General features: G+C 58.6%; 18 protein-coding genes. 11 read left to right on the top strand and 7 right to left on the bottom strand.

What is annotated here, in order from left to right; all coding sequences use genetic code 11:
• Positions 1–50 precede the first annotated feature (50 nt).
• From xdhA to IEX10_RS01335, 8 genes are all read left to right on the top strand, one after another.
• Positions 51–1,433, top strand: a complete 1,383-nt coding sequence (xdhA, locus tag IEX10_RS01370) for a xanthine dehydrogenase small subunit (RefSeq protein WP_188670187.1) — start codon at positions 51–53, stop codon at positions 1,431–1,433.
• A complete protein-coding gene (gene xdhB / locus IEX10_RS01365) occupies positions 1,430–3,733 on the top strand; it encodes a xanthine dehydrogenase molybdopterin binding subunit (protein ID WP_188670185.1) in 2,304 nt (767 codons plus the stop codon). Before xdhA ends, xdhB begins: the two co-directional genes overlap by 4 nt.
• A complete protein-coding gene (gene xdhC / locus IEX10_RS01360; RefSeq protein WP_188670183.1) occupies positions 3,724–4,653 on the top strand; it encodes a xanthine dehydrogenase accessory protein XdhC in 930 nt (309 codons plus the stop codon). Before xdhB ends, xdhC begins: the two co-directional genes overlap by 10 nt.
• Positions 4,650–6,161, top strand: a complete 1,512-nt coding sequence (locus IEX10_RS01355) for an ABC transporter ATP-binding protein (RefSeq protein WP_188670182.1) — start codon at positions 4,650–4,652, stop codon at positions 6,159–6,161. Before xdhC ends, IEX10_RS01355 begins: the two co-directional genes overlap by 4 nt.
• Positions 6,148–7,236: an ABC transporter permease gene (locus IEX10_RS01350; protein WP_188670180.1), complete on the top strand. Its 1,089-nt coding sequence runs from the start codon at positions 6,148–6,150 to the stop codon at positions 7,234–7,236. Before IEX10_RS01355 ends, IEX10_RS01350 begins: the two co-directional genes overlap by 14 nt.
• On the top strand, positions 7,236–8,168 hold the full coding sequence (locus IEX10_RS01345; protein ID WP_188670178.1) for an ABC transporter permease: 933 nt from the start codon (positions 7,236–7,238) through the stop codon (positions 8,166–8,168). The genes IEX10_RS01350 and IEX10_RS01345 overlap by 1 nt, the downstream gene beginning before the upstream one ends.
• A 67-nt stretch (positions 8,169–8,235) precedes the next feature.
• A complete protein-coding gene (locus IEX10_RS01340) occupies positions 8,236–9,312 on the top strand; it encodes a BMP family ABC transporter substrate-binding protein (RefSeq protein WP_188670176.1) in 1,077 nt (358 codons plus the stop codon).
• Between the two features lie 113 nt (positions 9,313–9,425).
• A complete protein-coding gene (locus IEX10_RS01335) occupies positions 9,426–10,364 on the top strand; it encodes an aldo/keto reductase (protein ID WP_188670174.1) in 939 nt (312 codons plus the stop codon).
• Between the two features lie 3 nt (positions 10,365–10,367).
• Here the strand turns inward: IEX10_RS01335 and IEX10_RS01330 are convergent, their stop codons facing one another.
• Positions 10,368–11,573: a TCR/Tet family MFS transporter gene (locus tag IEX10_RS01330; RefSeq protein WP_188670172.1), complete on the bottom strand. Its 1,206-nt coding sequence runs from the start codon at positions 11,571–11,573 to the stop codon at positions 10,368–10,370.
• 113 nt (positions 11,574–11,686) lie between these two features.
• Positions 11,687–12,916, bottom strand: coding sequence for a mandelate racemase/muconate lactonizing enzyme family protein (locus IEX10_RS01325; protein ID WP_188670170.1), 1,230 nt, complete (start codon positions 12,914–12,916; stop codon positions 11,687–11,689).
• 221 nt (positions 12,917–13,137) lie between these two features.
• Between IEX10_RS01325 and IEX10_RS01320 the strand changes: the two genes are divergently transcribed.
• Positions 13,138–14,712, top strand: a complete 1,575-nt coding sequence (locus tag IEX10_RS01320) for a SulP family inorganic anion transporter (RefSeq protein ID WP_229678424.1) — start codon at positions 13,138–13,140, stop codon at positions 14,710–14,712.
• Between the two features lie 281 nt (positions 14,713–14,993).
• Positions 14,994–16,259 (top strand): GAF domain-containing sensor histidine kinase, encoded by a 1,266-nt coding sequence (locus tag IEX10_RS01315; RefSeq protein ID WP_188670166.1) that lies wholly within the window; start codon positions 14,994–14,996, stop codon positions 16,257–16,259.
• On the opposite strand, the gene IEX10_RS01310 is transcribed toward IEX10_RS01315, so the two are convergent.
• The 4 genes from IEX10_RS01310 to IEX10_RS01295 all read right to left on the bottom strand — a co-directional run bounded on the left by IEX10_RS01310 (position 16,256) and on the right by IEX10_RS01295 (position 20,964).
• Positions 16,256–17,335 (bottom strand): Zn-dependent alcohol dehydrogenase, encoded by a 1,080-nt coding sequence (locus IEX10_RS01310; protein WP_188670164.1) that lies wholly within the window; start codon positions 17,333–17,335, stop codon positions 16,256–16,258. The genes IEX10_RS01315 and IEX10_RS01310 overlap by 4 nt on opposite strands.
• Positions 17,336–17,356: 21 nt before the next feature.
• Positions 17,357–18,301 carry an agmatinase gene (gene speB, locus IEX10_RS01305; protein WP_188670162.1) on the bottom strand — a complete coding sequence of 315 codons (945 nt, stop codon included), beginning with the start codon at positions 18,299–18,301 and terminating at the stop codon, positions 17,357–17,359.
• Between the two features lies 1 nt (position 18,302).
• Positions 18,303–19,271: an agmatinase gene (speB, locus tag IEX10_RS01300; protein ID WP_188670160.1), complete on the bottom strand. Its 969-nt coding sequence runs from the start codon at positions 19,269–19,271 to the stop codon at positions 18,303–18,305.
• A 106-nt stretch (positions 19,272–19,377) separates the two neighbouring features.
• Positions 19,378–20,964: an AfsR/SARP family transcriptional regulator gene (locus IEX10_RS01295; RefSeq protein WP_188670158.1), complete on the bottom strand. Its 1,587-nt coding sequence runs from the start codon at positions 20,962–20,964 to the stop codon at positions 19,378–19,380.
• 192 nt (positions 20,965–21,156) lie between these two features.
• On the opposite strand from IEX10_RS01295, the gene IEX10_RS01290 reads away from it, so the two are divergent.
• On the top strand, positions 21,157–22,296 hold the full coding sequence (locus IEX10_RS01290) for a phosphatase PAP2 family protein (protein WP_188670156.1): 1,140 nt from the start codon (positions 21,157–21,159) through the stop codon (positions 22,294–22,296).
• 7 nt (positions 22,297–22,303) lie between these two features.
• Here the strand turns inward: IEX10_RS01290 and IEX10_RS01285 are convergent, their stop codons facing one another.
• Positions 22,304–24,394 carry a S8 family serine peptidase gene (locus tag IEX10_RS01285; protein ID WP_188670154.1) on the bottom strand — a complete coding sequence of 697 codons (2,091 nt, stop codon included), beginning with the start codon at positions 24,392–24,394 and terminating at the stop codon, positions 22,304–22,306.
• Positions 24,395–24,502 lie beyond the last annotated feature (108 nt).

Genomic DNA, 24,502 nt, shown 5'->3' with positions numbered 1-24,502 from the left:
CCGAGCAAAACGGCTGGTGCCCGCAACAGAGAGGCGAGCGAAATTTCAACATGAAGGTCGAATTTCTTTTGAACGGAACACCGGTCCAGCTGGATCAGGCCCAACCTACCCGCACCCTTCTAGAGTATCTGCGTGAATCCCGCGGGCTGAGCGGTACAAAGGAAGGCTGCAACGAAGGCGATTGCGGCGCTTGTACGGTGATGGTGACGGACGAAAATGGCGCAAGGGCGCTGAACGCCTGCATCCTGTTCCTGCCCCAGTTGCACGGCAAATCCATTCGCACAGTTGAAGGGCTGCGCGGACCGGACGGGGAAATGCATCCGGTTCAAAAGAACATGGTCGATTTGCACGGATCGCAATGCGGGTATTGTACGCCGGGATTTATTATGTCGATGGCAACGGCCCACCAGAACGGCGAGACCGATCACGACGATCTGCTGGCGGGCAACCTGTGCCGTTGCACGGGCTACGCCCCGATCATCCGCGCTGCCGAAGTCTCGGAACGGGCCGCCAAGCCGGAGTGGTTGCAACAGGACGCCGCCACGCCCGCGGAATTGCTGAAAACCCTGCAATCGGGAGACGCCTTTGTGCCGCGCACCTCGGACGAGCTGGCCGACTGGTATCTGGAACACCCCGACGCCACGCTGGTGGGTGGGGCAACGGATGTGGGGCTTTGGGTGAACAAGGACCTGCGCGACATCACCCCTGTCGCTTTTGTCGGTCAGATCGAAGACCTGCTCGGGGTTGAGGAAAACGACAACGGCATCGCCATCGGTGCGGCTGTGACGCTGAACACCCTGCGCGCAGCAGTGGCTGAACGCTACCCCAGTTTTGCCGAGTTGATCCGTCGCTATGGGTCCAATCAGGTGCGCAATGCTGCCACCATCGGGGGGAATGTGGCCAATGGCTCGCCCATCGGGGACGGCCCCCCTGCCCTGATCGCGCTGAACGCACGGGTCCATCTGCGCAAGGGCGATGATTTTCGCGACATTCCGATCGAAGATTTCTTCATCGACTACGGCAAACAGGATCGCCAACCCGCGGAATTTATCTGTGGCATCACCATCCCCAACAACCCGAGCGGGCTGAAATGCTATAAGATTTCCAAACGCTTTGATCAGGATATTTCTGCGCTGTGTGGCTGCTTCAACATCACCGTGACTGATGGCAAGGTGGCCACCGCACGGATCGCCTTTGGCGGAATGGCCGCCACCCCGAAACGGGCCAAAGCCGTTGAGGACGCCCTGATCGGCAGGCCGTGGACCCAAGGCACTGTGACCAAAGCGATGAAGAAATTCGCGCAGGACTATCAACCGATCAGCGATATGCGGGCCTCTGCGGAATATCGCGCCACCACCGCGAAAAATCTGTTGCAGCGTTACTTTGACGAAGACAACGGACTTGCCACATCGGTTCTGGAGGTTTCGGCATGAGCGTTGCAAAACCCAATCCCCATGATGCGGGCAACCTGCATGTCACCGGTGCCGCCCATTATGTTGACGACATTCCAACGCCTGCGAACTGCCTGCATCTGGCCTTTGGCCTAAGCGAGGTCGCCCACGGCGACTTGCTCTCGATGGACCTTGATGCAGTGCGCGCCGCTGAGGGTGTAATCGATGTGCTGACAGCCGCTGATCTGCCCGGCGACAACGATGTGTCCCCGTCCAACCACGATGAACCGTTGTTGGCGACGGACACGATCCATTTCCTCGGCCAGCCGCTGTTTCTGGTGGTGGCGACATCCCATTTGGCCGCACGCAAGGCGGCCCGTCTGGGCAAGATCAACTGCGCCGAGAAACCCGCAATCCTGAGCATTGACGACGCGATCAAAGCAGGCACCAAGTTTGAGGAGCCTTTGCAATTTCTGAAAGGCGATCCCGATGCTGCGATTGAACAGGCGGAACACAAGATCACCGGTTCTATTGAAATCGGCGGGCAGGAACACTTCTACCTAGAGGGACAGGCTGCCCTGAGCCTGCCGCAGGACAACGGCGATATGGTGGTGCATTCCTCCACCCAACACCCGAGCGAGATCCAGCACAAAGTGGCAGCTGCGCTAGACGTACCGTTCCACGCGGTGCGTGTGGAAATCCGGCGCATGGGCGGCGGTTTTGGCGGTAAGGAAAGTCAGGGCAACGCACTGGCCTGCGCCACGGCAGTTGTCGCGGCAAAAACCGGACGCCCCGCAAAAATGCGCTATGACCGCGACGACGATATGGTCGTGACAGGCAAACGGCATGAGTTCCGCATCGATTATACCGTAGGCTTTAACGGTGCGGGCCAGATCGAAGGGGTGGAATTCACCCAATACTGCCGTTGTGGCTGGGCGCAGGACCTGTCGCTGCCGGTGGCGGACCGCGCCATGTTGCACGCGGATAACGCCTATCACCTGCCCAATGCCCGGATCGTGTCGCACCGGCTGAAAACCAACACCGTTTCAAACACTGCATTCCGTGGATTTGGCGGGCCGCAAGGGGTGGTCGGGATCGAACGGGTGATCGATCACATCGCCCATACGCTGGATGTGGACGCGACCTATATCCGCACGGCCAATTTTTATGCACCGATGTCCCAAAACGCCGGTCAGACCACGCCCTACCACATGGAAGTGCGTGACAATGTGATGGACCAGATTGCCATCGAACTGCTGGAGGGCGCCGAATATTCCAAACGGCGCGAGCAAGTGAAATGGTTCAACCATGAAAACCCGCGCCTGAAACGGGGGCTGGCGATGACGCCAGTGAAATTCGGGATCAGCTTTACGCTGACCCATCTTAATCAGGCGGGCGCGCTGGTGCATGTCTACTCCGACGGTTCGATCCACATGAACCACGGCGGCACAGAGATGGGACAAGGCCTGTTTACCAAGGTCGCGCAGGTCGCGGCCAGCCGGTTCGGACAGCCCTTATCAGCTGTAAAAATCACCGCGACAGATACCGGGAAAGTGCCCAACACCTCGGCCACTGCGGCCTCCAGCGGGTCGGATTTGAATGGTATGGCGGTCAAAGCTGCCTGCGATACAATCGTTGAACGCCTGAGCGATTTTGCCGCCGAACACTGGCAAACCCCCAAAGACCAGATCCGCTTTGAAGACGGCGCCGTGACCATCGGCACACAGGTTGTGCCCTTCACCGAAGTGGTCTCTCTGGCTTACCAGAACCGGATTTCCCTGTCCTCCACCGGCTTTTACGCCACACCCGGCATTGAATGGGATCGCTTCGCCGGACGGGGCACGCCGTTCTTCTACTTCGCTTATGGCGCAGCAGTTACGGAAGTAGTGATTGACACGCTGACTGGCGAGAACCGCATCCTACGCACTGATATTCTGCATGATGTGGGTAAATCCCTTAATCCGGTGATTGATCTTGGCCAGATTGAAGGCGGCTATGTGCAGGGCGCGGGCTGGCTGACGACCGAAGAACTGGTCTGGGACGACAAAGGCGCGTTGCGCACCCACGCGCCCAGCACCTATAAAATTCCCGCCTGTTCGGACCGCCCCGATGTGTTCAACGTCGCGCTCTGGAACAAAGGTGAAAACGTCAGCGACACCATCTACAAATCCAAAGCCGTGGGCGAACCGCCCCTGATGCTCGGGATTTCGGCGTTTCTGGCGCTGTCAGATGCAGTTGCGGCCTGTGGTGACGGATCAATCTATCCCGACCTCCAAGCCCCCGCCACAGCCGAGGAAGTCTTGCGCGCGGTCATGGCACAAAGGGGGCAGTCGTGGGACTGAACCTTGCGTCCTTGCGCTCGGCCGTAGGCACCCACGGGCGTGTGGTGCGAATTGTGATCGTGGGTCATCAGGGATCAACCCCAAGAGAAACCGGCACGTCGATGCTGGTCTGGCCTACTGGGCAAAGCGGCACAATCGGTGGCGGCGCGCTGGAACTGCAAGCGGTAGAGCATGCGCGCCGGATTACTGAACCCACAGCACTGAAAATGCCGCTCGGCCCTGCCCTTGGCCAATGCTGCGGCGGCGCTGTGACGCTGGTTCTGGAACCTTTCACACAGGACACCCTGCCCGACGGTGCTGACAGCTATATCCGTCCTGTCGGGACCACCACAGATAAGCCTCTAGCCCTGCGCCGCGCTGAAAAAAGCCAACGCAGCAGCGGACAGGCTGCCCCTCTCATCTGGCAGCAGGGCTGGCTGATGGAACCACTGGAACAACCCGCCACCCCACTTTGGATTTACGGCGCAGGTCATGTTGGCCGTGCGCTGGTGGATACGCTGGAGGGGTTGCCGTTTGACATAACGTGGGTCGACACCGCGCCAAAGCGGTTTCCCGACGCGATCCCCGACCACGCCGCCCCGCTGGTGGCAGCAAATCCGGCGGATGCGGTGAAACACGCACCTGCCGATGCGCACCACCTTGTGCTAACCTATTCACATGCGCTCGACCTTGATCTGTGCCACGCGATCCTGTCCCGCCCGCACCGCACGCTGGGGCTGATCGGGTCCGCCACCAAACGCAGGCGCTTTGCCTCCAGACTGGCAGAGCTCGGTCATAAAACTGCCCAAATAGAGGGCATTATCTGCCCGATCGGGCGGCGGGATCTGGGCAAGACCCCCAAAGCCATTGCAATTGGCGTGGCCAGCGAATTATTAACCTTTGACGCGGTCAGCACCGCACAACAAGAGGCCACCGCATGACCCCACTGTTGCACCTATCCGGTCTGACCAAAGCCTATCCGGGCGTTGTTGCCAATGATAACGTCGGATTTGAAATCGCCCCCGGAGAGGTCCATGCCCTGCTTGGGGAAAACGGCGCGGGGAAATCCACGCTGGTCAAGATGATCTACGGGCTGGTGCGCCCTGACAGCGGCGAAATGCGGCTGCACGGCCAAGCCTTTGCCCCCCATGAACCCCGCGCCGCACGGGCTGCGGGTGTGGCGATGGTGTTCCAGCATTTTTCCCTGTTCGAAGCGCTTAGTGTTGCGGAAAACATTGCCCTTGGCATGGACGATGCGCCCGAAACCGATGCGCTTAGCGACGAAATCCGCACTGTGTCAAAGAAATACGGCCTGACGCTTGATCCCGACCGGATGGTCGGCGATCTGTCCGCAGGCGAACGCCAGCGCGTTGAAATCGTGCGCTGCCTTTTGCAAAATCCCAAATTGCTGGTGATGGATGAACCCACATCGGTTCTGACGCCTCAAGAAGTGGACGTTTTGTTCGAGACCCTGCGCCGTTTGCGTGATGAGGGCACGTCGATCCTTTATATTTCGCACAAGCTGGAAGAAATCCGCACCATTTGTGACAATGCGACCATACTGCGGCTGGGCAAGGTCGTCGGCACCTGTGTGCCTGCTGAAGAAACCCCGCGCACAATGGCAGAGATGATGGTGGGGACCGAGTTGAAATCCCCCACCAAACGCCCCTACCAGCCCGGCCCTGTGCTGCTGGACGTGAAAAACCTGCAATTGCCGTCGAAAGACCCGTTCGGGACCTCCTTGCGGGATGTGACATTCTCGCTCCATGCGGGGGAGGTTCTGGGCGTGGCCGGTGTTGCTGGCAACGGGCAGGACGAACTGCTGCTGGCCCTGTCGGGGGAAGAACTGACCCAAAACGCTGCGATCACCCTCAAGGGCGCGGCGATTGGCAATAAGGGTCCGAACCACCGCCGCTTGCAAGGGTTGCTGGCCGCACCGGAAGAACGGCTCGGCCATGCGGCGGCGCCCGATATGTCCCTGACAGAAAACGCGCTGCTGACAGGTCACGCGCGGCAACGGTTAACCAACAAGGGCTTTGTCAAATGGCAGGCCACCCAGAATTTCGCCCGTGCCATCATCGAAAAATTCGACGTGCGCACACCGGGGGCGAGCCATGCGGCAAAGTCCCTGTCAGGGGGCAATCTGCAGAAGTTTGTTATCGGCCGCGAGATCATGCAGCGCCCCGATGTACTGGTGGTGAACCAACCCACATGGGGGGTTGATGCCTCCGCGGCGGCCTTCATCCGTGAGGCCTTGCTGGAACTGGCCGAACAAGGAGCCGGAGTTCTGGTGATCAGTCAGGATCTGGATGAATTGATGGAAATATCCGACACATTTGCCGTACTTTCCGAAGGGCGGCTGTCCCGCGTGCGATCTGCATCCGGTGTCACAATTGAAGAAATCGGCCTGTTGATGGGCGGAACGGAGGTCGATCATGCTGCGGCTTGAAGCACGTCCAGAACCCTCCCGCGCGATGGTGCTGCTGACCCCGATCATTGCCGTTGTGGCGACGATGATTGCAGGTGGCATCCTGTTCGCTATCCTTGGCAACAACCCGTTCACCGCGATCCGGATCATTTTCTGGGACCCGTTGTTTAACGATATGGTCGCCAGCTACACGCGCCCGCAACTGCTAGTGAAAGCCACGCCGTTGATCCTGATGGCAATCGGCCTGTCCTTTGGGTTTCGCGCCAATGTGTGGAATATCGGCGCAGAAGGCCAGTTTATCATGGGCGCTGTCGTCGGTGGCGGCACCGCACTGGCGCTGTATCCGCTCGAAAGCGCTTTGGTCTTTCCCCTGATCATCATCATGGGTGGGCTTGGCGGTTTCTTGTGGGCGATGATCCCTGCAATCCTGAAAATCCGCTTCAACGCGAATGAGATTCTCGTGTCTCTGATGCTGGTCTATGTGGCAGCGCAGTTTCTGGCCGCAATGGTCACAGGGCCGATGAAATCCCCTGTCGGCATGGGGTTTCCGGTGTCGCGCAACTTTAACGAATACCAGTCCGCCTTTAACGCAGAACTGCTGTCTAACACCGGTCTGCATTTTGGCGTGCTGGTAATGATGGGCGTTGTCATCGTTGGGTATATCTTCCTGACGCGCCACATCTTCGGCTTTCAAATCCGCGTATCGGGCCAGTCTGCACGGGCGTCTAAATTCGCGGGCGTTAATCCCCATACCACCGTGGCGCTGTGCCTTGGCATATCAGGCGCGCTGGCGGGGCTTGCCGGTTTGTTCGAAGTCACTGGTCCTGCCGGCAAACTGTCCACGAACTTCCCGCTTGGCTATGGGTTTACCGCGATTATCGTGGCGTTTTTGGGGCGGCTTCACCCCGTCGGCATCCTGCTGGCAGGGCTGCTGATGGCGCTGACTTACATTGGCGGCGAACTGGCACAGTTCCAGATGTCCATTCCGGCCGCTGCCATTCAGGTGTTCCAAGGCATGTTGCTGTTCTTCCTGCTGGGCGTCGATATTCTGGTTAACTTCCGCCTGCGTTGGGCATCCACAAAGGAGGCCCGCTGATGGACCTGTCCTCTATTTCGCCGGTTACGCTGATTGTCAGCCTGATGGCGGCCTCTACCCCGATCCTGCTGGCCGCTTTGGGAGAGCTGATTGTCGAGAAATCCGGTGTCCTGAACCTTGGCGTGGAAGGCATGATGATTATCGGCGCCGTTTGCGGATTTATCGCCGCTGTCACCACGGGTTCGCCGTGGCTCGGCTTTCTGTTTGGCGCGATCTGCGGCGCAGCGGTCTCGATGATCTTTGCGGTGCTGACCCAGTATTTGATGGCCAATCAGGTGGCGACAGGACTGGGATTAACCATGTTCGGGCTCGGGCTCGCGTCCCTACTCGGGCATAGCTACACAGGGATCAACCCGCCGTTGTTTTCGCAAATCCACATTCCGGTCCTCAGCGATCTGCCTGTGGTGGGGCGGATCGTCTTTGGCCATGATCCGATGATCTATTTCTCTTTGGCACTGACCTTTGCCATCTGGTATTTCCTGACCCGCACACGAGGCGGGCTGGTATTGCGCGCTGTGGGTGAAAGCCACGATGCGGCCCACGCGCTGGGGTATAAAGTGATCCGCATTCGCATGCTGGCCATCGCGTTTGGCGGGGCTTGTGCCGGTCTTGGCGGGGCCTATCTGTCGCTGGTGCGCGTGCCTCAATGGGCCGAGGGCATGACCGCTGGCGCTGGCTGGATCGCGCTTGCCATCGTCGTCTTTGCAAGCTGGAAGCCCGGACGCGCCATTATCGGGGCCTATCTGTTTGGCGGCGTCACCGTTCTGCAACTGAACCTTCAGGCCGCAGGTCTGGCGATTTCACCGGCTTATCTGTCCATGACGCCCTATCTTGCAACCATCATCGTGCTGGTTATCATGGCGTCCGACAAGAAGCGCCAGTCCCTGAATGCTCCGGCATCTTTGGGCAAGACGTTCTTTGCATCCACATAACAAAACCGTTCGCCAATCGCGCGACATTCAAGACAACCAAAAAAGACCAACTAGGAGAAAGACCCTCATGAACCTCATTAAAACTCTGCTCGCAGGCGCGGCAGTAGCAACCGGCCTTGCCGGTGCGGCCTTCGCTGAAGAAAAGCTGAAAGTCGGCTTCATCTACATCGGCCCTCCGGGTGACATGGGCTGGACCTACGAACACGATCAGGGCCGCAAGGCGATTGTGGAAGCACTGGGCGACAAGGTTGAGACCACCTATGTGGAAAACGTACCGGAATCCGCAGATTCCGAGCGTGTGATGACCCAGATGGCGCTGTCCGGTCACAAGCTGATCTTTGCGACATCGTTCAACTACATGGATCACGTAATGAACGTGGCGAAGAAGTTCCCTGACGTGAAATTCGAACACGCCACCGGCTTCAAACGCGCTGATAACGTGTCCACCTATTCCGCACGCTTTTACGAAGGCCGCGCGGTTATCGGGCACATTGCCGGTCACATGACCAAAACCAACACCATCGGTTACATCGCATCTTACCCGATCCCCGAAGTGATCCGCGGCATCAACTCTGCCTATCTGGCGGCCAAAGCGGTGAACCCCGAAGTGAAATTCAAAGTCGTCTGGGCCTACACATGGTTTGATCCGGGCAAAGAAGCAGATGCCGCCAACGCGCTGATCGAACAGGGTGCGGATGTGATCATGCAGCACACCGATTCCACTGCGCCTATGTCCGAGATGAAAAAGCACGAAGGCATCATCGGCTTTGGTCAGGCGTCCGACATGGGTCAGTTCGCGCCGAACCCACGGGTCAGCTCTATCATCGACAACTGGGCACCTTACTATGTAGAGCGCACACAGGCGATGCTGGACGGGACTTGGGAAAGCACCGACACATGGCACGGCATCAAAGAAGGCATGGTTGAAATCGGCGAGATGACCGAAGCGATCCCTGCCGAAGTCCGTGCCTCTGCACAGGAACTGGCCGATAAACTGGCCTCTGGGGAGGTTCACGCCTTCACTGGCCCGATCAACAAGCAGGACGGTTCCGCGTGGCTGGCTGAAGGCGAAACAGCTGATGACGGCACGCTGGCTGGCATGAGCTTCTACGTTGAAGGCATCGAGGCAGAGATCCCTAACTGATCCGCCTTAACAGACTTGCAAAAGGCCCGTGCATCCGCGCGGGCCTTTTCGTTTACATCCCCTGAACTTCCGGATTAACCTGCGCGCAAATCCCATTGTGTGAAAGTTATCCTATGTCCGAATTTACCGCCCTGAACGGCGCACCCGCCTCCTCTTTTTGCTTTGGCACCATGCAATTTGGCGGCGGTTCCGACGCGGCTGAAAGCGAAGCCGTTTTCAAAACTTGCCGCGAGGCTGGCATAAACTTTTTTGACAGCGCTTGGGTGTATACAGACGGGGCCTCCGAAACCATTCTCGGCCAGCTTGCCAAAGCAGAGCGCGACTCCCTGATCCTGACCAGCAAGGGCGGTTACGTTGGCCCGTCGAGCCGCGAAAATCTGACAGCGCAACTGGACGAGAGCCTGCGCCGGATGCAGACGGATTATGTGGACATCTACTTCATTCACCGCTTTGACGATGACACCCCCTTGCAGGAAACCTTCGACACACTGGCAGGGATGCAACAGGCGGGCCGCATCCGCTATATCGGCGTGTCAAACTATGCCGCGTGGCAGGTGATGAAGGCGCAAGGCGTGGCGGCAGCGGCGGGCACAAAGATCGACGTGATCCAGCCGATGTATAACCTCGTGAAGCGTCAGGCCGAAGTGGAATTACTGCCCATGTGCCTGTCCGAAGGTATCAAGGTCACTCCCTATTCCCCTTTGGGTGGCGGGTTGCTGACAGGCAAATACGCCAAGGGCAAACAGGTGGACGGGCGGCTGGCGAAGGATCACCGCTATGCGGCACGCTATGCACTGAAGCAAATGCACCAAACAGCCGAAGATCTCGTTGAATTGGCGGCTGACAAAGGCGTTGATCCGGCCACTTTGGCAGTGGGGTTTGTTGCTGCGAACCCAGCCATAACCGCCCCGATCATTTCGGCGCGCACGGTAGAACAGCTTCGCCCGTCGCTCGCGGCTATGACAGCGCCGTTAAGCCCTGAGGCATATGCAGAGATTGCCGCCCTGTCAGCAAAACCAGCCCCCGCGACCGACCGTCTGGAAGAGGCTTAGGCGCTAAAACACATCCCGCCGCCAGCCACGGAAAATCCACAGCGCAATCAGGATCAGAAAGGCCGATGCGATAAACGGTGCGCCCGGAAAATAAAGGGCAGCGCCTTCGCGGGTGAACCAGCTGAACAACCCTGTCATCACCAACGGTGCGATGATTGACGCCATCGCCCGAACGCTGCTGACCACACCTTGCAATTCACCCTGCGCGTCATCGGGAACGGCGCGGCTCATGATGCCTTGCATGGCCGGACCGGCCAACATGCCGAGCGCACTGATTGGCAGCAGCGCAAAAATCACCCAAGTGCTTGGGGCGAAGGCAATGCCAACAAAGGCCAGCATCTCCATCGACAGCCCCAGCAGAGCGGTGCCGTATTCTCCAAGACGCGGGATCGCCAACCGGATCAACAACCCCTGACTGATCGCCATCATCACCCCGAACGCGCCAAGCGATACGCCCACCAGCCACGGCTCCCAGCCGAATTTTCCGATGGTGTAGAACGCCCAGACAACGGGGTAGACCACAAAGGCGATTTCTTGAAAGAACAGCACGATCATCATGCGTCCCTGCCCCGGTATCGCCGCAACAGACCGGAAAGCCCCGTGGGGTAAGGCGCGGCGCCATTCAAACGCGCGGCGGTTCTTGTCGGTGACAGTTTCAGGCAGAACGAAGTAGCCAAACACCGCATTCGCGCCCGCCATGACAGCCGCCAGATAGAATGGCGCGCGGGGGCCAAATTCGGCCATCAACCCGCCCAGCATCGGCCCAAGGATAAACCCGATCCCAAAGGCCGCCCCCATCAACCCGAAATTCGCGGCTTTTTCTTCGGGCTTGGACACATCCGCTATCACCGCACCAGCGGTAGAATGGTTCGCCGCCGTGATCCCGCCAAGCACACGGGCCAAAAACAACAGCCACAGCGCATGGGCCAGCCCCATGATCACATAGTCAATCGCCATCACTGTCATGGACACCAGCAGGATTTTGCGCCGCCCGAACCGGTCCGATAGGTTTCCGACCAAAGGGCCGAACAGGAACTGCATCGCAGCAAAGACGGTGGACAGGATACCGCCCCAGATCGCGGCATTGGCCAGCGTGCTCCCCCCGAGATCCAGCAAAAGCGAGGGCATCACCGGCATGATCAACCCGATCCCGATCGCATCAATCACAACGGTGATCAGGATGAAATGAATGGCTTTATTCTGTGTCATGCAGGGAGTATTCCGAAAAGGCGTCGGAATGTTCTAGAACACCCGTGCAAAGCTGACAACAAAATAGGCGCTATTCTTGGACAGGTGCCGTACCGGAAGGCACGGCACGTCCGTCAGTCCGCCGCCCCTCCGGTAAAGCCGTTGGGCTTGTCATAACTGCACGGCGCTTCCTGCATTTCCAGATGAAGCCCCTGCCCTGTCCAAGGATGGGCGCGGGCGAAATCCTCGTCAAATTCGATGCCCAGACCCGGCGCAGTCGGCGCAAGGATAAATCCGTCCTCCCAAGTGATCGAATGCTTGATCAGATCCATGTGGAACGCCCCGCCCGTCTGGATGGTCTCAGCCATCAAAAGGTTCGGGATGTTCGCCGCAAGCTGGATGTTCGCAGCCCATTCCACCGGTCCGGCATAAAGGTGCGGGGCGACTTGGGCGTTGTAAACCTCGGCGATGGCGGCGATCTTTTTCGTTTCCAGTATCCCACCGGACCGGCCAAGCGCGGGTTGCAGGATGCTGGCCGCACCACTGCGCAGCACGGGCGCGAATTCTGCCTTGGTGGTCAGACGCTCTCCGGTGGCAACGGGTATCCGCACGGCGTTTGCGACACGGGCCATTTCTTCGACGCAATCCGGTGGCACAGGTTCTTCGAACCACAGCGGTGAATAAGGCTCAATCGCTTGGCCCAGACGGATCGCACCCGCCGTGGAAAACTGTCCGTGGGTGCCAAACAACAGGTCCGCCCTATCCCCGACAGCAGCGCGGATTTCTTTGCAGAAGGCAACCGACTGTGCGATGTCCCCCATCGCAGGCATATGACCGCCCCGCAGGGTGTAGGGACCGGCGGGATCGAACTTCACTGCAGTGAAGCCGAGCGACACCATTTCAGCGGCGGATTCAGCAGCGGCCTGTGGATCGGACCAAAAGCTGCTCTGGTCGTGATGATCCATCGGATAAAGATAGGTGTAGGATCGGATACGTTCGTTCATCAAACCGCCCATCAGCGCATAGGCGGGGCGGTCATGGGCCTTACCAAGGATATCCCAACAGGCAATCTCCATCCCCGAAAACGCCCCGATGGTTGTCGGGTCGGGGCGCTGCGTGAAGCCACTGGAATAAACGCGGCGGAACATCATTTCAATATTTTCGGGGTTTTCCCCTGCCATATGCCGTTCAAATACATCGCGGATCACAGCACACATTGCGTCTGGCCCAACAGAGGCTGCGTAAACTTCGCCGTAGCCGACGATCCCGTTATCCGTAGTCAGTTTCACAAAGATGAAATAGCGCCCGCCCCAGCCCGGAGGCGGATTCCCGACAACAAAAATCTCCAGATCGCTCAGTTTCATTGCAACACCGTCCCTGTTGTTTTGCGCCACACTGGACTGCCTGCGCACCGGATTCCAGTCTGTTTGCGTGAATTTTAGCGCTATTTACGTCCCCAAGCGCGGCTCAGGCGAAAACCACCCTTTCACTTTTGCCCCGAAGCGCCTAAGCCACGGCCCAGCACCGATAGCAGGAAACCGCCAAAGTGACGAAAAACACACCTATCTCAGATTTAGCCTCCCGCCTGCGCGGGAACACTTATTTCTCCCGTAGTCGGGAATTGAACCTTCCCCAAACCCGCACGGACATTCTGTCCGGCCTGACCGTTGCGCTGGCACTGGTCCCCGAAGCGGTGGCCTTTGCCTTTGTTGCCGGCGTTGACCCGTTGGTCGGGCTTTACGCCGCCTTCATCGTCGGGTTGATCACGGCAGCCTTTGGCGGACGCCCCGGAATGATCTCCGGTGCAACCGGCGCGCTGGCGGTTGTTATGGTCTCTCTCGTGGCGAACCACGGGGTGCAGTATCTGTTTGCCACCGTCGTCCTGATGGGGATCATCCAGATTGGCGCGGGGATTTTCCGGCTGGGCAAATTCATCCGTATGGTGCCCCATCCGGTGATGCTTGGCTTTGTGAACGGACTGGCCATTGTGATCTTTCTGGCGCAAATGGAGCAGTTCCGTATGCCCGACGGTGCTGGTGGTCATACGTGGATGTCCGGCTCGACCTTGTGGATCACATTGGCGCTGGTTGCCGCGACTATGGGGATTATCTGGGCCACACCACGCCTGACCAAAGCCTTCCCTGCCCCGCTGGCGGCCATTGGCATCGTTGCAATAGTCGTTATCCTGTTCGACATTCCCGTTCCCCGCGTTGGCGATATGGCTTCGGTTGAAGGCGGCCTGCCCGCCTTTGCCATTCCTTCCGTTCCCTTCACGCTTGAAACCCTTTGGATCATCCTGCCCTATTCGATCATTCTGGCCGCCATTGGCCTGATCGAGAGCCTGCTGACCCTGAACCTTGTAGGCGAGATTACCAACAAGCGTGGCGGTGCCTCGCGGGAGTGTCTGGCGCAGGGTGCTGCCAATACCGTGACTGGATTTTTCGGCGGTATGGGCGGTTGTGCGATGATCGGCCAGTCCATGATCAACGTGAACTCTGGCGGTCGCGGACGCCTCTCCGGCATTTCTGCCGCGCTGTTCCTGCTGGCCTTTATCCTTGTCGGCTCTTCTATCATTGAAATGATCCCACTGGCCGCTCTGGTGGGTGTGATGTTCATGGTGGTGATCGGCACCTTCGCATGGCAGTCCTTGCGTATTCTCGCCCGTGTGCCCCGCGCAGATGCCTTTGTGATCCTGCTGGTAACAGCCGTGACCGTTGCCGAAGACCTTGCTATTGCGGTCGTTGTCGGTGTGATCGTATCCGCGCTGGTCTATGCGTGGAACGCGGCATCAATGATTTCCGCCACCCATCACGAAAGCAAATCCGAACCGGGTGCGCGGGTTTACGACATCACCGGACCGCTTTTCTTTGGCTCTGCCACACGCTTTCAGGAGCTGTTTAAACCCGCAGAAGACCCCGACATTGTAATCCTCGATTTCGCAGGGTCGCGCGTTGTGGACCAATCCGCCCTGCAAGCGATTGAGGCTGTGGCCGAGAAATACGACGCCGCAGGCAAACGCCTGATGCTGCGCCACCTCAGCCGCGATTGTCACCAGTTGCTGACCAAGGCCGGACAGTTAATGGTGGATATGGACGACGACCCCGATTATCGCCTAAGCGTTGATTACGACGTGCAACTGGGCCGCATCGGCAGCCACTAGGGCAGCTCAAACACACATACTGAAAAGGCGCGAAGGTTTATCCTCCGCGCCTTTTTTCATGGGCTGTACCTGCGCAATGCTACTGATTGAAGGCAGGTCCAAAGTGGTTAAGCTTTACGTTATGCTCGGGGAACGGAGTTAAGGTTCGGGGGGACGGTCCGAGCGGATGTTGCCGCTAAGTCACGCAAGATGAGCCCAACGGCGCCTGCTTTTCTTTTAGCTATCTGAACACTCTTCTTCGCCTTAACAACATGTTAAACAATCTAACCAATGAGGCGTAAGTGCGAACCTATCCGATCCCTTTCAACGAAGAAGCCCGCATCCGTGCTGTTTACGCAGTGCCAGGCTTGCAAGAAGCAAACACTGCCGTATTTGACGCTATTTGCGAGGCGACGAGACGGCTGTTGGATTGTCCGATTGCACACATCAGTGTCGTTGAAGAAGACACCCAATGGTATAAATCCGTTGTGGGGATCGAACTGGAGAGGATGCCGAAAAATAACAGTTTTTGCACCCACACGATCATGTCCGGCGCGCCGATGGTTATTCCCGACCTAAGCAAAGACCCCAGATTTGAAACGCACCCGATGGTTGCAGAAGGCGGGCCCGGTGCGCGTTTTTATGCAGGTGTGCCGCTGGTTCTGTCGTCAGGGCAAAGATTTGGCAGCCTGTGCGGTCTGGATCTGGTCCCCCATGATGCCCCAAGCGAGAAGCAGATGGCCATTCTGGAAGACTTGGGCAAAGCCGTCGTTGCAGCGCTTGAAAATGTGCCGCCCAAACCCGTAGAGCAATCAGAGGACCAGTCGATCCAGTCTACGTTCATCACGCTTGTCGGCCACGAATTGCGCACCCCTTTAACGATTTTGATGGGCAGCATGCAGCTGCTACAAAAGACAATGACAAAAGGGATCAACAACTCATTGATCACATCAGCAGCCAAATCCGCCAAGCATCTGAAGGGATTGGTCGAAAAGGTCATCGAATTCAGCGACGTATCCACCGGCGAACTTCGTCTGAACGAACAAAGCTGCGATCTGAAGTCCCTCCTCGAAGACGCGGCCAGCATGGTCCTGCCCGGTCAGGAAGGCCAGTTAAAAACGATTTCCTGTGATCCTGACGCATTCCTCGCGCCTGTTTTAATTGATGCGGACCAAATCAAAATTGCACTTAATGCGCTTGCGTTAAACGCGATAAACCATGGCGGCACAGAGATTACAGTCGGCAGTCGTCTGGATACCGCTGGAAATCTGGAAATCACCATTACGGATAACGGCAAGCTGGATGAAAGTGTGGAGCTGAACGCCCTGTACCAACCCTTTGTTGTCGGGGGCGACTTGGATCACCGTGACGCAAAAGGCGGTCTTGGGCTGGGGCTGCCCCTGACCCGAAAACTGGTAGAACTCCACGGCGGTGAATTTGAAGTGCGGACCGACGCAGCATCCACCTGTGCGATCATTCGTTTGCCGGCATGGCGCCTGAAAGCGGTAGAGGTTCCAGCGGCACATTTGATGGAAACGGCACCGGCGGCGGCGGCGTCCCTTCCCTAAAACACGATAACATTCCGCCGTGACTTGCCTGCTTTGGTATCCGCAATCGCCTCGTTTATCTGGTCGAGCGGGTACCGGTTGGTGATCAGTTGATCGAGCTTCAGGCTGCCTTGCCGGTAAAGCTCGATCAGCCACGGAATGTCTCGTTTCAGCACCGTGCCGCCCATCAACGACCCCGTGATCGACTGGCTGAGCGCCGACAGAACGACAGGTTCGTAGCTGGCCTTCGCGCCCGACGGGGGCATACCGACCATGACCATCTGGCCGCGCGGTGCAAGGAAACGTGGTGCGGTTTCAAAAACTTTGATCGCGCCAACGGTGATAAACACGTAATCCGCACCGCGTCCCCCTGTCAGGTTGCGCACCCTTTTGACCAGCCCCTCAGCACCGGCGTTCAGCGCATGGGTGGCCCCAAATTCAAGCGCACCGTCCAGCTTCGCGTCTTCCAGATCAAGTGCTATGATCGTGCTGGCCCCTGCAATCCGCGCGCCCTGAATGGCGTTTAGCCCGACACCGCCCGCGCCGATCACCACGACAGACGCACCGGGGCGCACCCCTGCGGTGTTCACCACAGCGCCAAGTCCCGTGATCACGCCGCAGGACAGCAGGCTTGCCACATCCATCGGGATGTCTTCGGGCAGTAACGCGATCTGGCTTTGATCCACGACCACCTCTTGCGCAAAAGCCCCTGTGACCAGCCCGTGTTCAGCCACAGTTCCATCCGCCAGCCGGATCGGCGATTGCGCCACGCGGTCGGTTCCGGTTTCGCAGTTCACCGGATGGCCGTCCGCACAGGTCGGACAGGTGCCGCAGGATTTGATCAGCGTCACCAGCACCGGATCGCCGATGTTGTAACCGGCCACACCCGACCCGATTGCCGCGACACGCCCTGCGGCCTCGTGCCCGTAAACCGCTGGCAGATGCCCGCCCCACGCGCCCTCCATAAATGAAATATCGGAGTGGCAGATCGCACAGGCCTCAAGCTTCACCTGCACCTGCCCTGCTTCGGGGGGCAACAGGGTGATTTCCTCGATGCTCAGGTCTTCGCCAAAGGCGTGACAGACGGCAGCTTTCATGGGGCTTTTCCTTTGTTCGGTTCAGCTTTTGCCAGAGACACCGGGCAGGATGCACAGCATTTCATAAATCAGGTTCGCCGCCACCAGTGCGGTATTGCCGCTTGGATCATAAGGGGGCGAGACCTCTACCAGATCGGTGCCCACGATGTTCAACCCCTTCAGCCCGCGGATCAGTTCCACCGCTTGGGGTGGTGTCAGCCCGCAAATCTCCGGCGTGCCGGTGCCGGGTGCATAGGCCGGATCAAGGCTGTCGATGTCATAGGTGATATAACACGGCGTATCGCCGATTTTCTCGCGGATTTGTTGGGCCAGCGGGGTCAGGGATTGGTGCCAGGTTTCTTCTGCCTGCACCACGGTAAAGCCCCAGCGCCGTGCCTCGTCAAAATCGTCAGCGGCATAGCCTGTGCCCCGCAGCCCGATCTGGAACACCTTGTCGTCTTGCAACAACCCTTCTTCATGGGCGCGGCGGAACGGGGTGCCGTGGGCGATGTCCTCTCCGAACATATGCTCATTAATATCCGCATGGGCATCCACATGGACCAGCGCAACTGGCCCGTGTTTTTTGGCAATCGCGCGCAACACCGGCAGGCTAAGCGTGTGATCGCCGCCAAGGGTCATCGGGATGACATCATGTTGCAGCACCTCGTCGTAATAGGCGGTGATCCGGCGGACGGAGTCCTTTAGATCAAAAGTATTGATCGCCACATCGCCCAGATCAGCGCATTGCAGATGCTCAAACGGGGCGGCTTTGGTCCACATATTATAGGGGCGCAGCATATTGCTTTCGGCGCGGATTTGTTTGGGGCCAAAGCGTGTGCCAGACCGCCAGCTTGTGCCGATATCCATCGGGATGCCGATGAACCCCACATCCAGCCCCTTTGCTGTTTGTGCTGTTGGCAGCCGCATAAACGTCCCCGGCCCCCCGAAACGCGGCATTTCATTCCCGCCCATAGGTTGATTATACATCTTAAGCTCCGAATTTCTGACGATGAGCCCAGAGGCACATCAGTTCTGTGGCAACATGGGCACCGGCAATCGCCGTTGCGCCGCTGATGTCATATTGGGGGGAAACTTCGACCACATCCATGCCGATGACATTGATCCCCGCAAGTCCGCGCAGGATTGCAGCGGCTTGCGCGCTCGACAGTCCGCCCCAGACCGGTGTGCCCGTCCCCGGTGCAAACGCCGGATCAAGCCCGTCTATATCGAATGTGACATAGGTTTTATGATCCCCCAGAATATCCTTGATCCGCGCAATAGTCGCTTCGGGACCGATGCGGTGGACCTCGGGGGCGTCGATGATGTTGACGCCCAGCGTATCCTCGTTGGTGGTGCGGATACCCACCTGAACCGAGCGTTCGGGGATCACCAAACCCTCTTTCACGGCCTTGTAGAACATTGTGCCGTGGTCGATCCGTTCGGGATCATCGTCCACCCATGTGTCGCTGTGCGCATCAAACTGCAACAACGACACCGGCCCGTGCTTTTCCACATGGGCCTTCAGGATCGGATAGGTCACATAGTGATCCCCGCCAAGGGACAGGCAGGCGGTGTCTGTGGCCAAAATACCGGCGATATGATCCTGAAGCGCCTTTGGGAACTCCCACGTTTTGGCATGATCGAAGGCCACATCGCCGTAATCGGCTACGTTAAATTCCACCAGCGGGTCCACATCCCAGCCATAGGGTGCATCGGGGGATTGCAGGGTCGATGCCTCGCGGATCGCGCGGGGGCCAAACCGTGTGCCGGGGCGATTGGTGACAGCGCAGTCAAAGGGAATACCCGTTACCGCCAGATCCACCCCTGTCAGATCCTTGGTATACGTGCGGCGCAGGAAAGAAGTCACGCCCGCGTATGTTGCCTCAAACCCGTGCCCCTTAAAACCCTGCCGCGTGATGCCTTCGTCGATGACTTTTGCTGCGTCTTCCAGTGCCATGATGCGCCTTTCTGCTGTTTGGCCACAGCTTTTGCACACGCGGCGCAAAAGACAAGCCCGCTTTGGCAGGGCGGTTCAGAAAACTGTTTAACGTCAGCCCGGCAGATCAGTCGTCGATCGGGAAATCCAGCAGATTGGCATGGCGCAGGGTGCGCACGGGATAGGCCTCGTCCGATTTGAACCGTTCGAGCGAGAAATCGGGTTCCAGCCGCTTCAACTGGTCCGCCACGATGTGCATCTTTTCCCGCTCCCCCGTGTGGGCGAACAGTGCTAGCAGATGGCGCAGCGGCGGACGAAAGTTCGGCGCCGTCTTACGCGCGGATTCCCCAAAGCGGATCGCCTCTTCATAGCGCCCGGAAGCGATACAGCTGATGCAGTGGAACGTATCCCACCAGTGATGGAAGCTGGATCGCCCCGCCACAGATGTCGCTTTTTTCGTTAGCGCATAGGCGGCTTCACTGTCCCCGTCCCACATATTCGCGCTGGCCAGTGATACCATCGAAAACGCGCCCGACAGGTTTGGATCGAGCCGCTGCTGCGCCACCGCGTTAGCCGCACCGAGGTCTGCGAACATCAAGACCTGCACCTGACTGACCAAAGCCTGCACCAGCGGGTTTTCCCCGTCCAGTTCCATCGCCTTGCGGTTCAGTTCTTCGATCACCGCCATATCCGCCTGCGCATCTGTGCTAAGCAGTTCAGTCAGGCGGATGGTTTTTAGCAGGCTTTGCCACGCCAGAAACAACCCGTTGCGATCAATATCAAAGGCACTGTCCAACAGACGCTCCGCAATATCCAGACGCCCCGCTTCAAAGCTCTCCATTTCCCGCACCGCCCGCCGCGCCATTGCGGCCGATGCCAGTTCGGGCCGTTCCGACGGGAACGCCTTGCCCATCGCATCAAGCGTCTTTTCCGCAGCTTCAATGGTTATATCGGCCAGCAAATCCTCGCTCGCCGCTTGCAAAGCGCCACTGTTCACCAGCGCCTTTTGTGTGTGCAGCACACGCCCCGTTGCGGGATGGATCAGACGGATAAAGGCAAGGCTTTTTCCGTCTTCTTCGGCCACATGCGCGCTGATCTCAATTTCGGCTTCGTCCTGATCGGATTCTGCCATGCGCACGTTAACCTGCCGCCACGCACGCACCTGTTCAGCTATATTCTGGCCGATTTGATCCGCGAGAACCTCGCTCAGGATGCTTTTGGACCCTTCCGGCCCGTTGCTTCTGCGGGTGCGTAAGATCAATCCGTGGCTGCGTGCAGCAAGCGCCGTCTTGCGGCGATCAAAGGCTTCGCGCACTTCGCCAAGCCAGTCTTCAAAGGCAGGGTCACGAACGCTAAGGCCTTCAAGCAACTCGCGCGTGTCATCTGTGCTAATTCTTGCATTATCCCAGTCCACGTCCACAGCCGCGGCGTCCAAACGAGCCGTGGTACGATCCACCACAAAACAGGATTTATACACCCCGAGTGCCTTGCGGATCTGGGTCAACTCCTGACGCAGGCTTTGCCCCGCCTGTTCAGGATCACGCCCGCTCCACAGTTTCTCCTCCAAAAAACGTCTTGGCCGCGCCTTCCCGTCGGTCAACGCAAGAATGGCCAATAACGCGCAAGACTTCGCCCCTTTGGGCGTCAGGATTTCGCCGTCCGGACCCAGAATTTGCAGTGGTCCTATGGTTTGGATTGATAATGAATTGGTCACAACGCTAAAATTCGCCCTTAAGTACGCTTGGACTTGAACCCCTGTCAGGGTTTGCATCCAATGGTGGTATCTTAGCAGGTGTTTCGCATGAGTGTGAATTAATCGTGAATACATGCAGCAGTTTGCAGCGATGATTTGACATAATCCCTGTCAGTTCATTCAATGTAGCAATTGTTTAAAGGAGTTTGGTTTATGGCAATCTATACACCACAAGGCCCACAGGGTCCGCAAGGCCCCCAAGGTCCGCAGGGCCCACAAGGTCCGCAAGGCCCACAAACCCCGCAGGGACCGCAAGGCCCCCAAGGGCCGCAGGGGCCTCAAGGTCAGGGCGGCTCTGCGTATCTGGGCACTGGACTGATCACCACGCGGGACGGCACCCAACGGTTCTGGGACGGCACCCCGAAACGCCCCGTATCCTATCAAACAGGCAACGGCAGCAGTGCCGCGCGACAGTGGCGCACCTTCAAGAAGATGGGCAGCTACCCGCGCTCCGCGGCGATCCTTGCCGAGATCATGGGCCTTTTGCGGGTCGATAACACCGTCACCCACAATGAAGCAGGCGTAAGCTTTCAGGACGGCACAACCCTGACACCGATTGTCACCCTGACGCGCCCCGGACTGCCCCAGTTTGAAGAGCAACTCTACTATTTGCGCACCGCTGCCGATCTGCGGTTTGACCGTCAGGCGGAAATTCAGTCTCAGATCGGTGATCTGACACCCTATTTCGGCGCGCTCAGCTATCTGTCGAACGATACCCACAAATGGACGCTGGAACTGCTGGCGCTGGTGCAGCGCAGTTGTCAGGTCTGCGAGATGCGGCTGAAGCAGTTGTTTGACTGCCCCCGCCCGATCGCCTTTGCGCAAGAGGTCCAGCCGATGATCGCCTCTCCGGATCATCCCGCGTGGCCAAGCGGTCACGCCACCGAAAGCTTCGCTGCCGCGACCCTGCTTGCCCGTTTAAGCGATCCGGATTTCCAGTCACCTGTGCAAGGCGTGCAGGATCAGCTGCCCGCCTACCGTCTGTCGGCGCGGATTGCGTTGAACCGGACTGTGGCTGGCGTTCACTTTCCGACCGACAGCGTTGCAGGCGCGACCCTTGGCATCGCGATTGCGGAATTTATCATGAACTATTGCAGTCAGGCCGATAAAACCTCTGCCTATGCTTTTAACGGCGGGGCATTTCAGGGGGATTTCAACCTGTCGCTTCTGGGGGAAACCATGCCGGGCAGCAATGATCCCACCATCACCCGAACCGAGATCCCACTGCCCGCGACAGGGCGGGAAAACCTGTTGTCAAAACTCTGGGATGCCGCAGCGGCAGAATGGAGCTAGCGCGACCCTAAGGGCGGTACCCGTCATCAAGGCGGGGCCGTAACCCTGCCTCTCCAGAAACATTAAGCGGGCCAAGCTGGTCCAGTTCATATTGCGGCGCAAAAGACCAGTCGAGCGCCCCGAGCGCTGCCATCTCCCGCGCGGCGTTATCCGCGGGCGGGTGCCACGGCCCAATGTCCGCGCCGCCTGCAAACAACAGTGCCAGCTGCCGCGTGATCTGGGGCGCTGCCACAGACGTACCTGACATCACAGTCGCACTGCCGCTCAGCGTACCGCTCGCCAAGACGCCGCGTAGGGTCCAGCTGCTGTCGCCAATGGCCGAAATACTGGGCTCTTTCGCAGACGCCGGACCGCCCGTAGCGGAATAAGGCGCGGCAAAGCCGGTGTCACACAAGGCCGCGCCAACGCAGTAGACCTGCTTGGGCATACCAGCGGACAACCAGCCGGATTCCGTCCCGATTCGCGTAACCGGACCATCTGCTTTCGGCGCATAAGGGGTCTTCTGCGGCGGCTTCCAATCCCACAAAGACGTGTCATCCAGATAGGATTGCCGAGCCAGTGCTTGAAACCCCAAGGGCCGATCGTCCCGCTGGACCTCAATCCGCACGCTCTGCGCTGCTGTATCTGTACCAAGGGACAACCGCCAAGGCCCGCTCGGCGCGATTGGCTTGCCCCCCTCGAAACTGGCCGTCGGAGCAATCGCCAGCAGGTAATATCCCGCCGCCTGCCCGCCCCCGTCCAAATCTTGCGGGCCAATCGCATAAATGCGGGCAACCGCCGGACCTGCGCCACGGGCAAGGGACACACAATGACCGGCAGGAATTTCCCCTAGCGCAAGCGGTTGAGACAACAGGCTCTCGATCCCAAGTGTCAGCGCCGTTGGATCATCGGGGCGCACTTCGACAAAGCTTGGGGTGTAGTCTTCGGATTGCACCCGCAAGGTCACCGATTGCGGCGTCTCCGGCACCAGATCAATCGAGCCGACCTGTCGAGTCAAACCGTCATTCCCAAAGGCATAGACCACCCGCATCGGGCTGCCCGTGCGGGTTTCACGCCGATAAATCTCGGCGGCGATCTGACGCTCTATCAGGCTGGTGCCATCTTTAGACCCCGCCAGCACACCAAGGGAGATATTCACCACCAGCGGGCGGTGCTGACCGTCAACCTGCAAGCTGTCCGCCTGCCAGATAATCCAGCGCAAAGCGCGCACAACATAGGGCTGCAATTTCGCTCCGGACGTATCCTCCACCGCTTGGGGCGGCAATTGCGCGGCCAGCATCGGGCATTCACAAAGCTTGTCCGTAGCGTCTTGCGGATCAGCCCCCGCAGCAATATCCGCAACAATCGTGCCGTGTGTGCTAGCCAGTTCAGAGCCGCCCCCCGCCGTAATACCATGCCAGACCGGACTGATCTGATGGTCATAAAGCGCCTTGTTCATCGCACTATATTGCGCCGACTCGTCCAGCTTGCCCCCCTGCGCCAGCAGCGTGTTAATGTCGTCCGACTTAAGAACGCGCCCGCAAGTCATCCCGATTTGTCCGCCGTCATCCACGATACGATCCTCGCTCTGCAACCAAACAGCCGCCAAGCGCGTCTTGCGATGTTGCGCCGGTCCGGTTGCAAACCGCGCGTTCAGATAACCGATTGCATCGTCGATCACCGCCACAACCGGTGCTGGTCGCGGTGTTCCGCCCGATGGCGTTGGTGCGGAAGGCTCTGGCGGCCGCGCCGCCCCGTTGGGCAGGGGTTCCAGCCATTTGCCATAATCGCCCCCGAAATCTCCCAACGCTTTGGAGACGTGCAAAAACAGATCGGGCGCAGCGTCATTAGCTGGAGGATTATCGAGCAACCGGTCAAGATACGTTTGTTCGACACCGTCCATAAGGAAATCCGCACCCTGCCCCGCGCTGTCGAGCTTGCGTTTCAACCAGCGCAGCGTTTTCAGCAGTGTTGCAGGCCGTCCTGTCGGTTTCACCCGCACCAGCAAGGGCCGATAGCCAAGCGCCCCGCCGCCGGGGGGCTGGTATACGTGATCGAACCAGTCGAGATACCCGTCCACGACTGTTGTTTCCTGCGGCGCGCTCCAGCTGAAATCCATCCCGATACGTCCTTAAAATGCAAATTACGTAAATGTTTGGAAGTATCAGACGGCAGAACCGGCATTTGTGTCAAACACAAGTTATCTGCCCGTTCCCTATTAACGGAT

Origin of the sequence: Neptunicoccus cionae, from assembly GCF_014643735.1 — a bacterium.
GTDB lineage: Bacteria > Pseudomonadota > Alphaproteobacteria > Rhodobacterales > Rhodobacteraceae > Amylibacter > Amylibacter cionae.
This window is presented reverse-complemented; position numbering and strand designations above follow the sequence as displayed.

Coding starts and splice junctions, on each gene's coding strand:
- xdhB (WP_188670185.1), top strand. CDS start 1,430: ATGAGCGTTGCAAAACCCAATCCCCATGATGCGGGCAACCTGCATGTC.
- IEX10_RS01285 (WP_188670154.1), bottom strand. CDS start 24,394: ATGGATTTCAGCTGGAGCGCGCCGCAGGAAACAACAGTCGTGGACGGG.
- IEX10_RS01340 (WP_188670176.1), top strand. CDS start 8,236: ATGAACCTCATTAAAACTCTGCTCGCAGGCGCGGCAGTAGCAACCGGC.
- IEX10_RS01355 (WP_188670182.1), top strand. CDS start 4,650: ATGACCCCACTGTTGCACCTATCCGGTCTGACCAAAGCCTATCCGGGC.
- IEX10_RS01325 (WP_188670170.1), bottom strand. CDS start 12,916: ATGAAACTGAGCGATCTGGAGATTTTTGTTGTCGGGAATCCGCCTCCG.
- IEX10_RS01290 (WP_188670156.1), top strand. CDS start 21,157: ATGGCAATCTATACACCACAAGGCCCACAGGGTCCGCAAGGCCCCCAA.
- IEX10_RS01335 (WP_188670174.1), top strand. CDS start 9,426: ATGTCCGAATTTACCGCCCTGAACGGCGCACCCGCCTCCTCTTTTTGC.
- xdhA (WP_188670187.1), top strand. CDS start 51: ATGAAGGTCGAATTTCTTTTGAACGGAACACCGGTCCAGCTGGATCAG.
- speB (WP_188670162.1), bottom strand. CDS start 18,301: ATGTATAATCAACCTATGGGCGGGAATGAAATGCCGCGTTTCGGGGGG.
- IEX10_RS01350 (WP_188670180.1), top strand. CDS start 6,148: ATGCTGCGGCTTGAAGCACGTCCAGAACCCTCCCGCGCGATGGTGCTG.
- IEX10_RS01345 (WP_188670178.1), top strand. CDS start 7,236: ATGGACCTGTCCTCTATTTCGCCGGTTACGCTGATTGTCAGCCTGATG.
- IEX10_RS01330 (WP_188670172.1), bottom strand. CDS start 11,573: ATGACACAGAATAAAGCCATTCATTTCATCCTGATCACCGTTGTGATT.
- IEX10_RS01310 (WP_188670164.1), bottom strand. CDS start 17,335: ATGAAAGCTGCCGTCTGTCACGCCTTTGGCGAAGACCTGAGCATCGAG.
- speB (WP_188670160.1), bottom strand. CDS start 19,271: ATGGCACTGGAAGACGCAGCAAAAGTCATCGACGAAGGCATCACGCGG.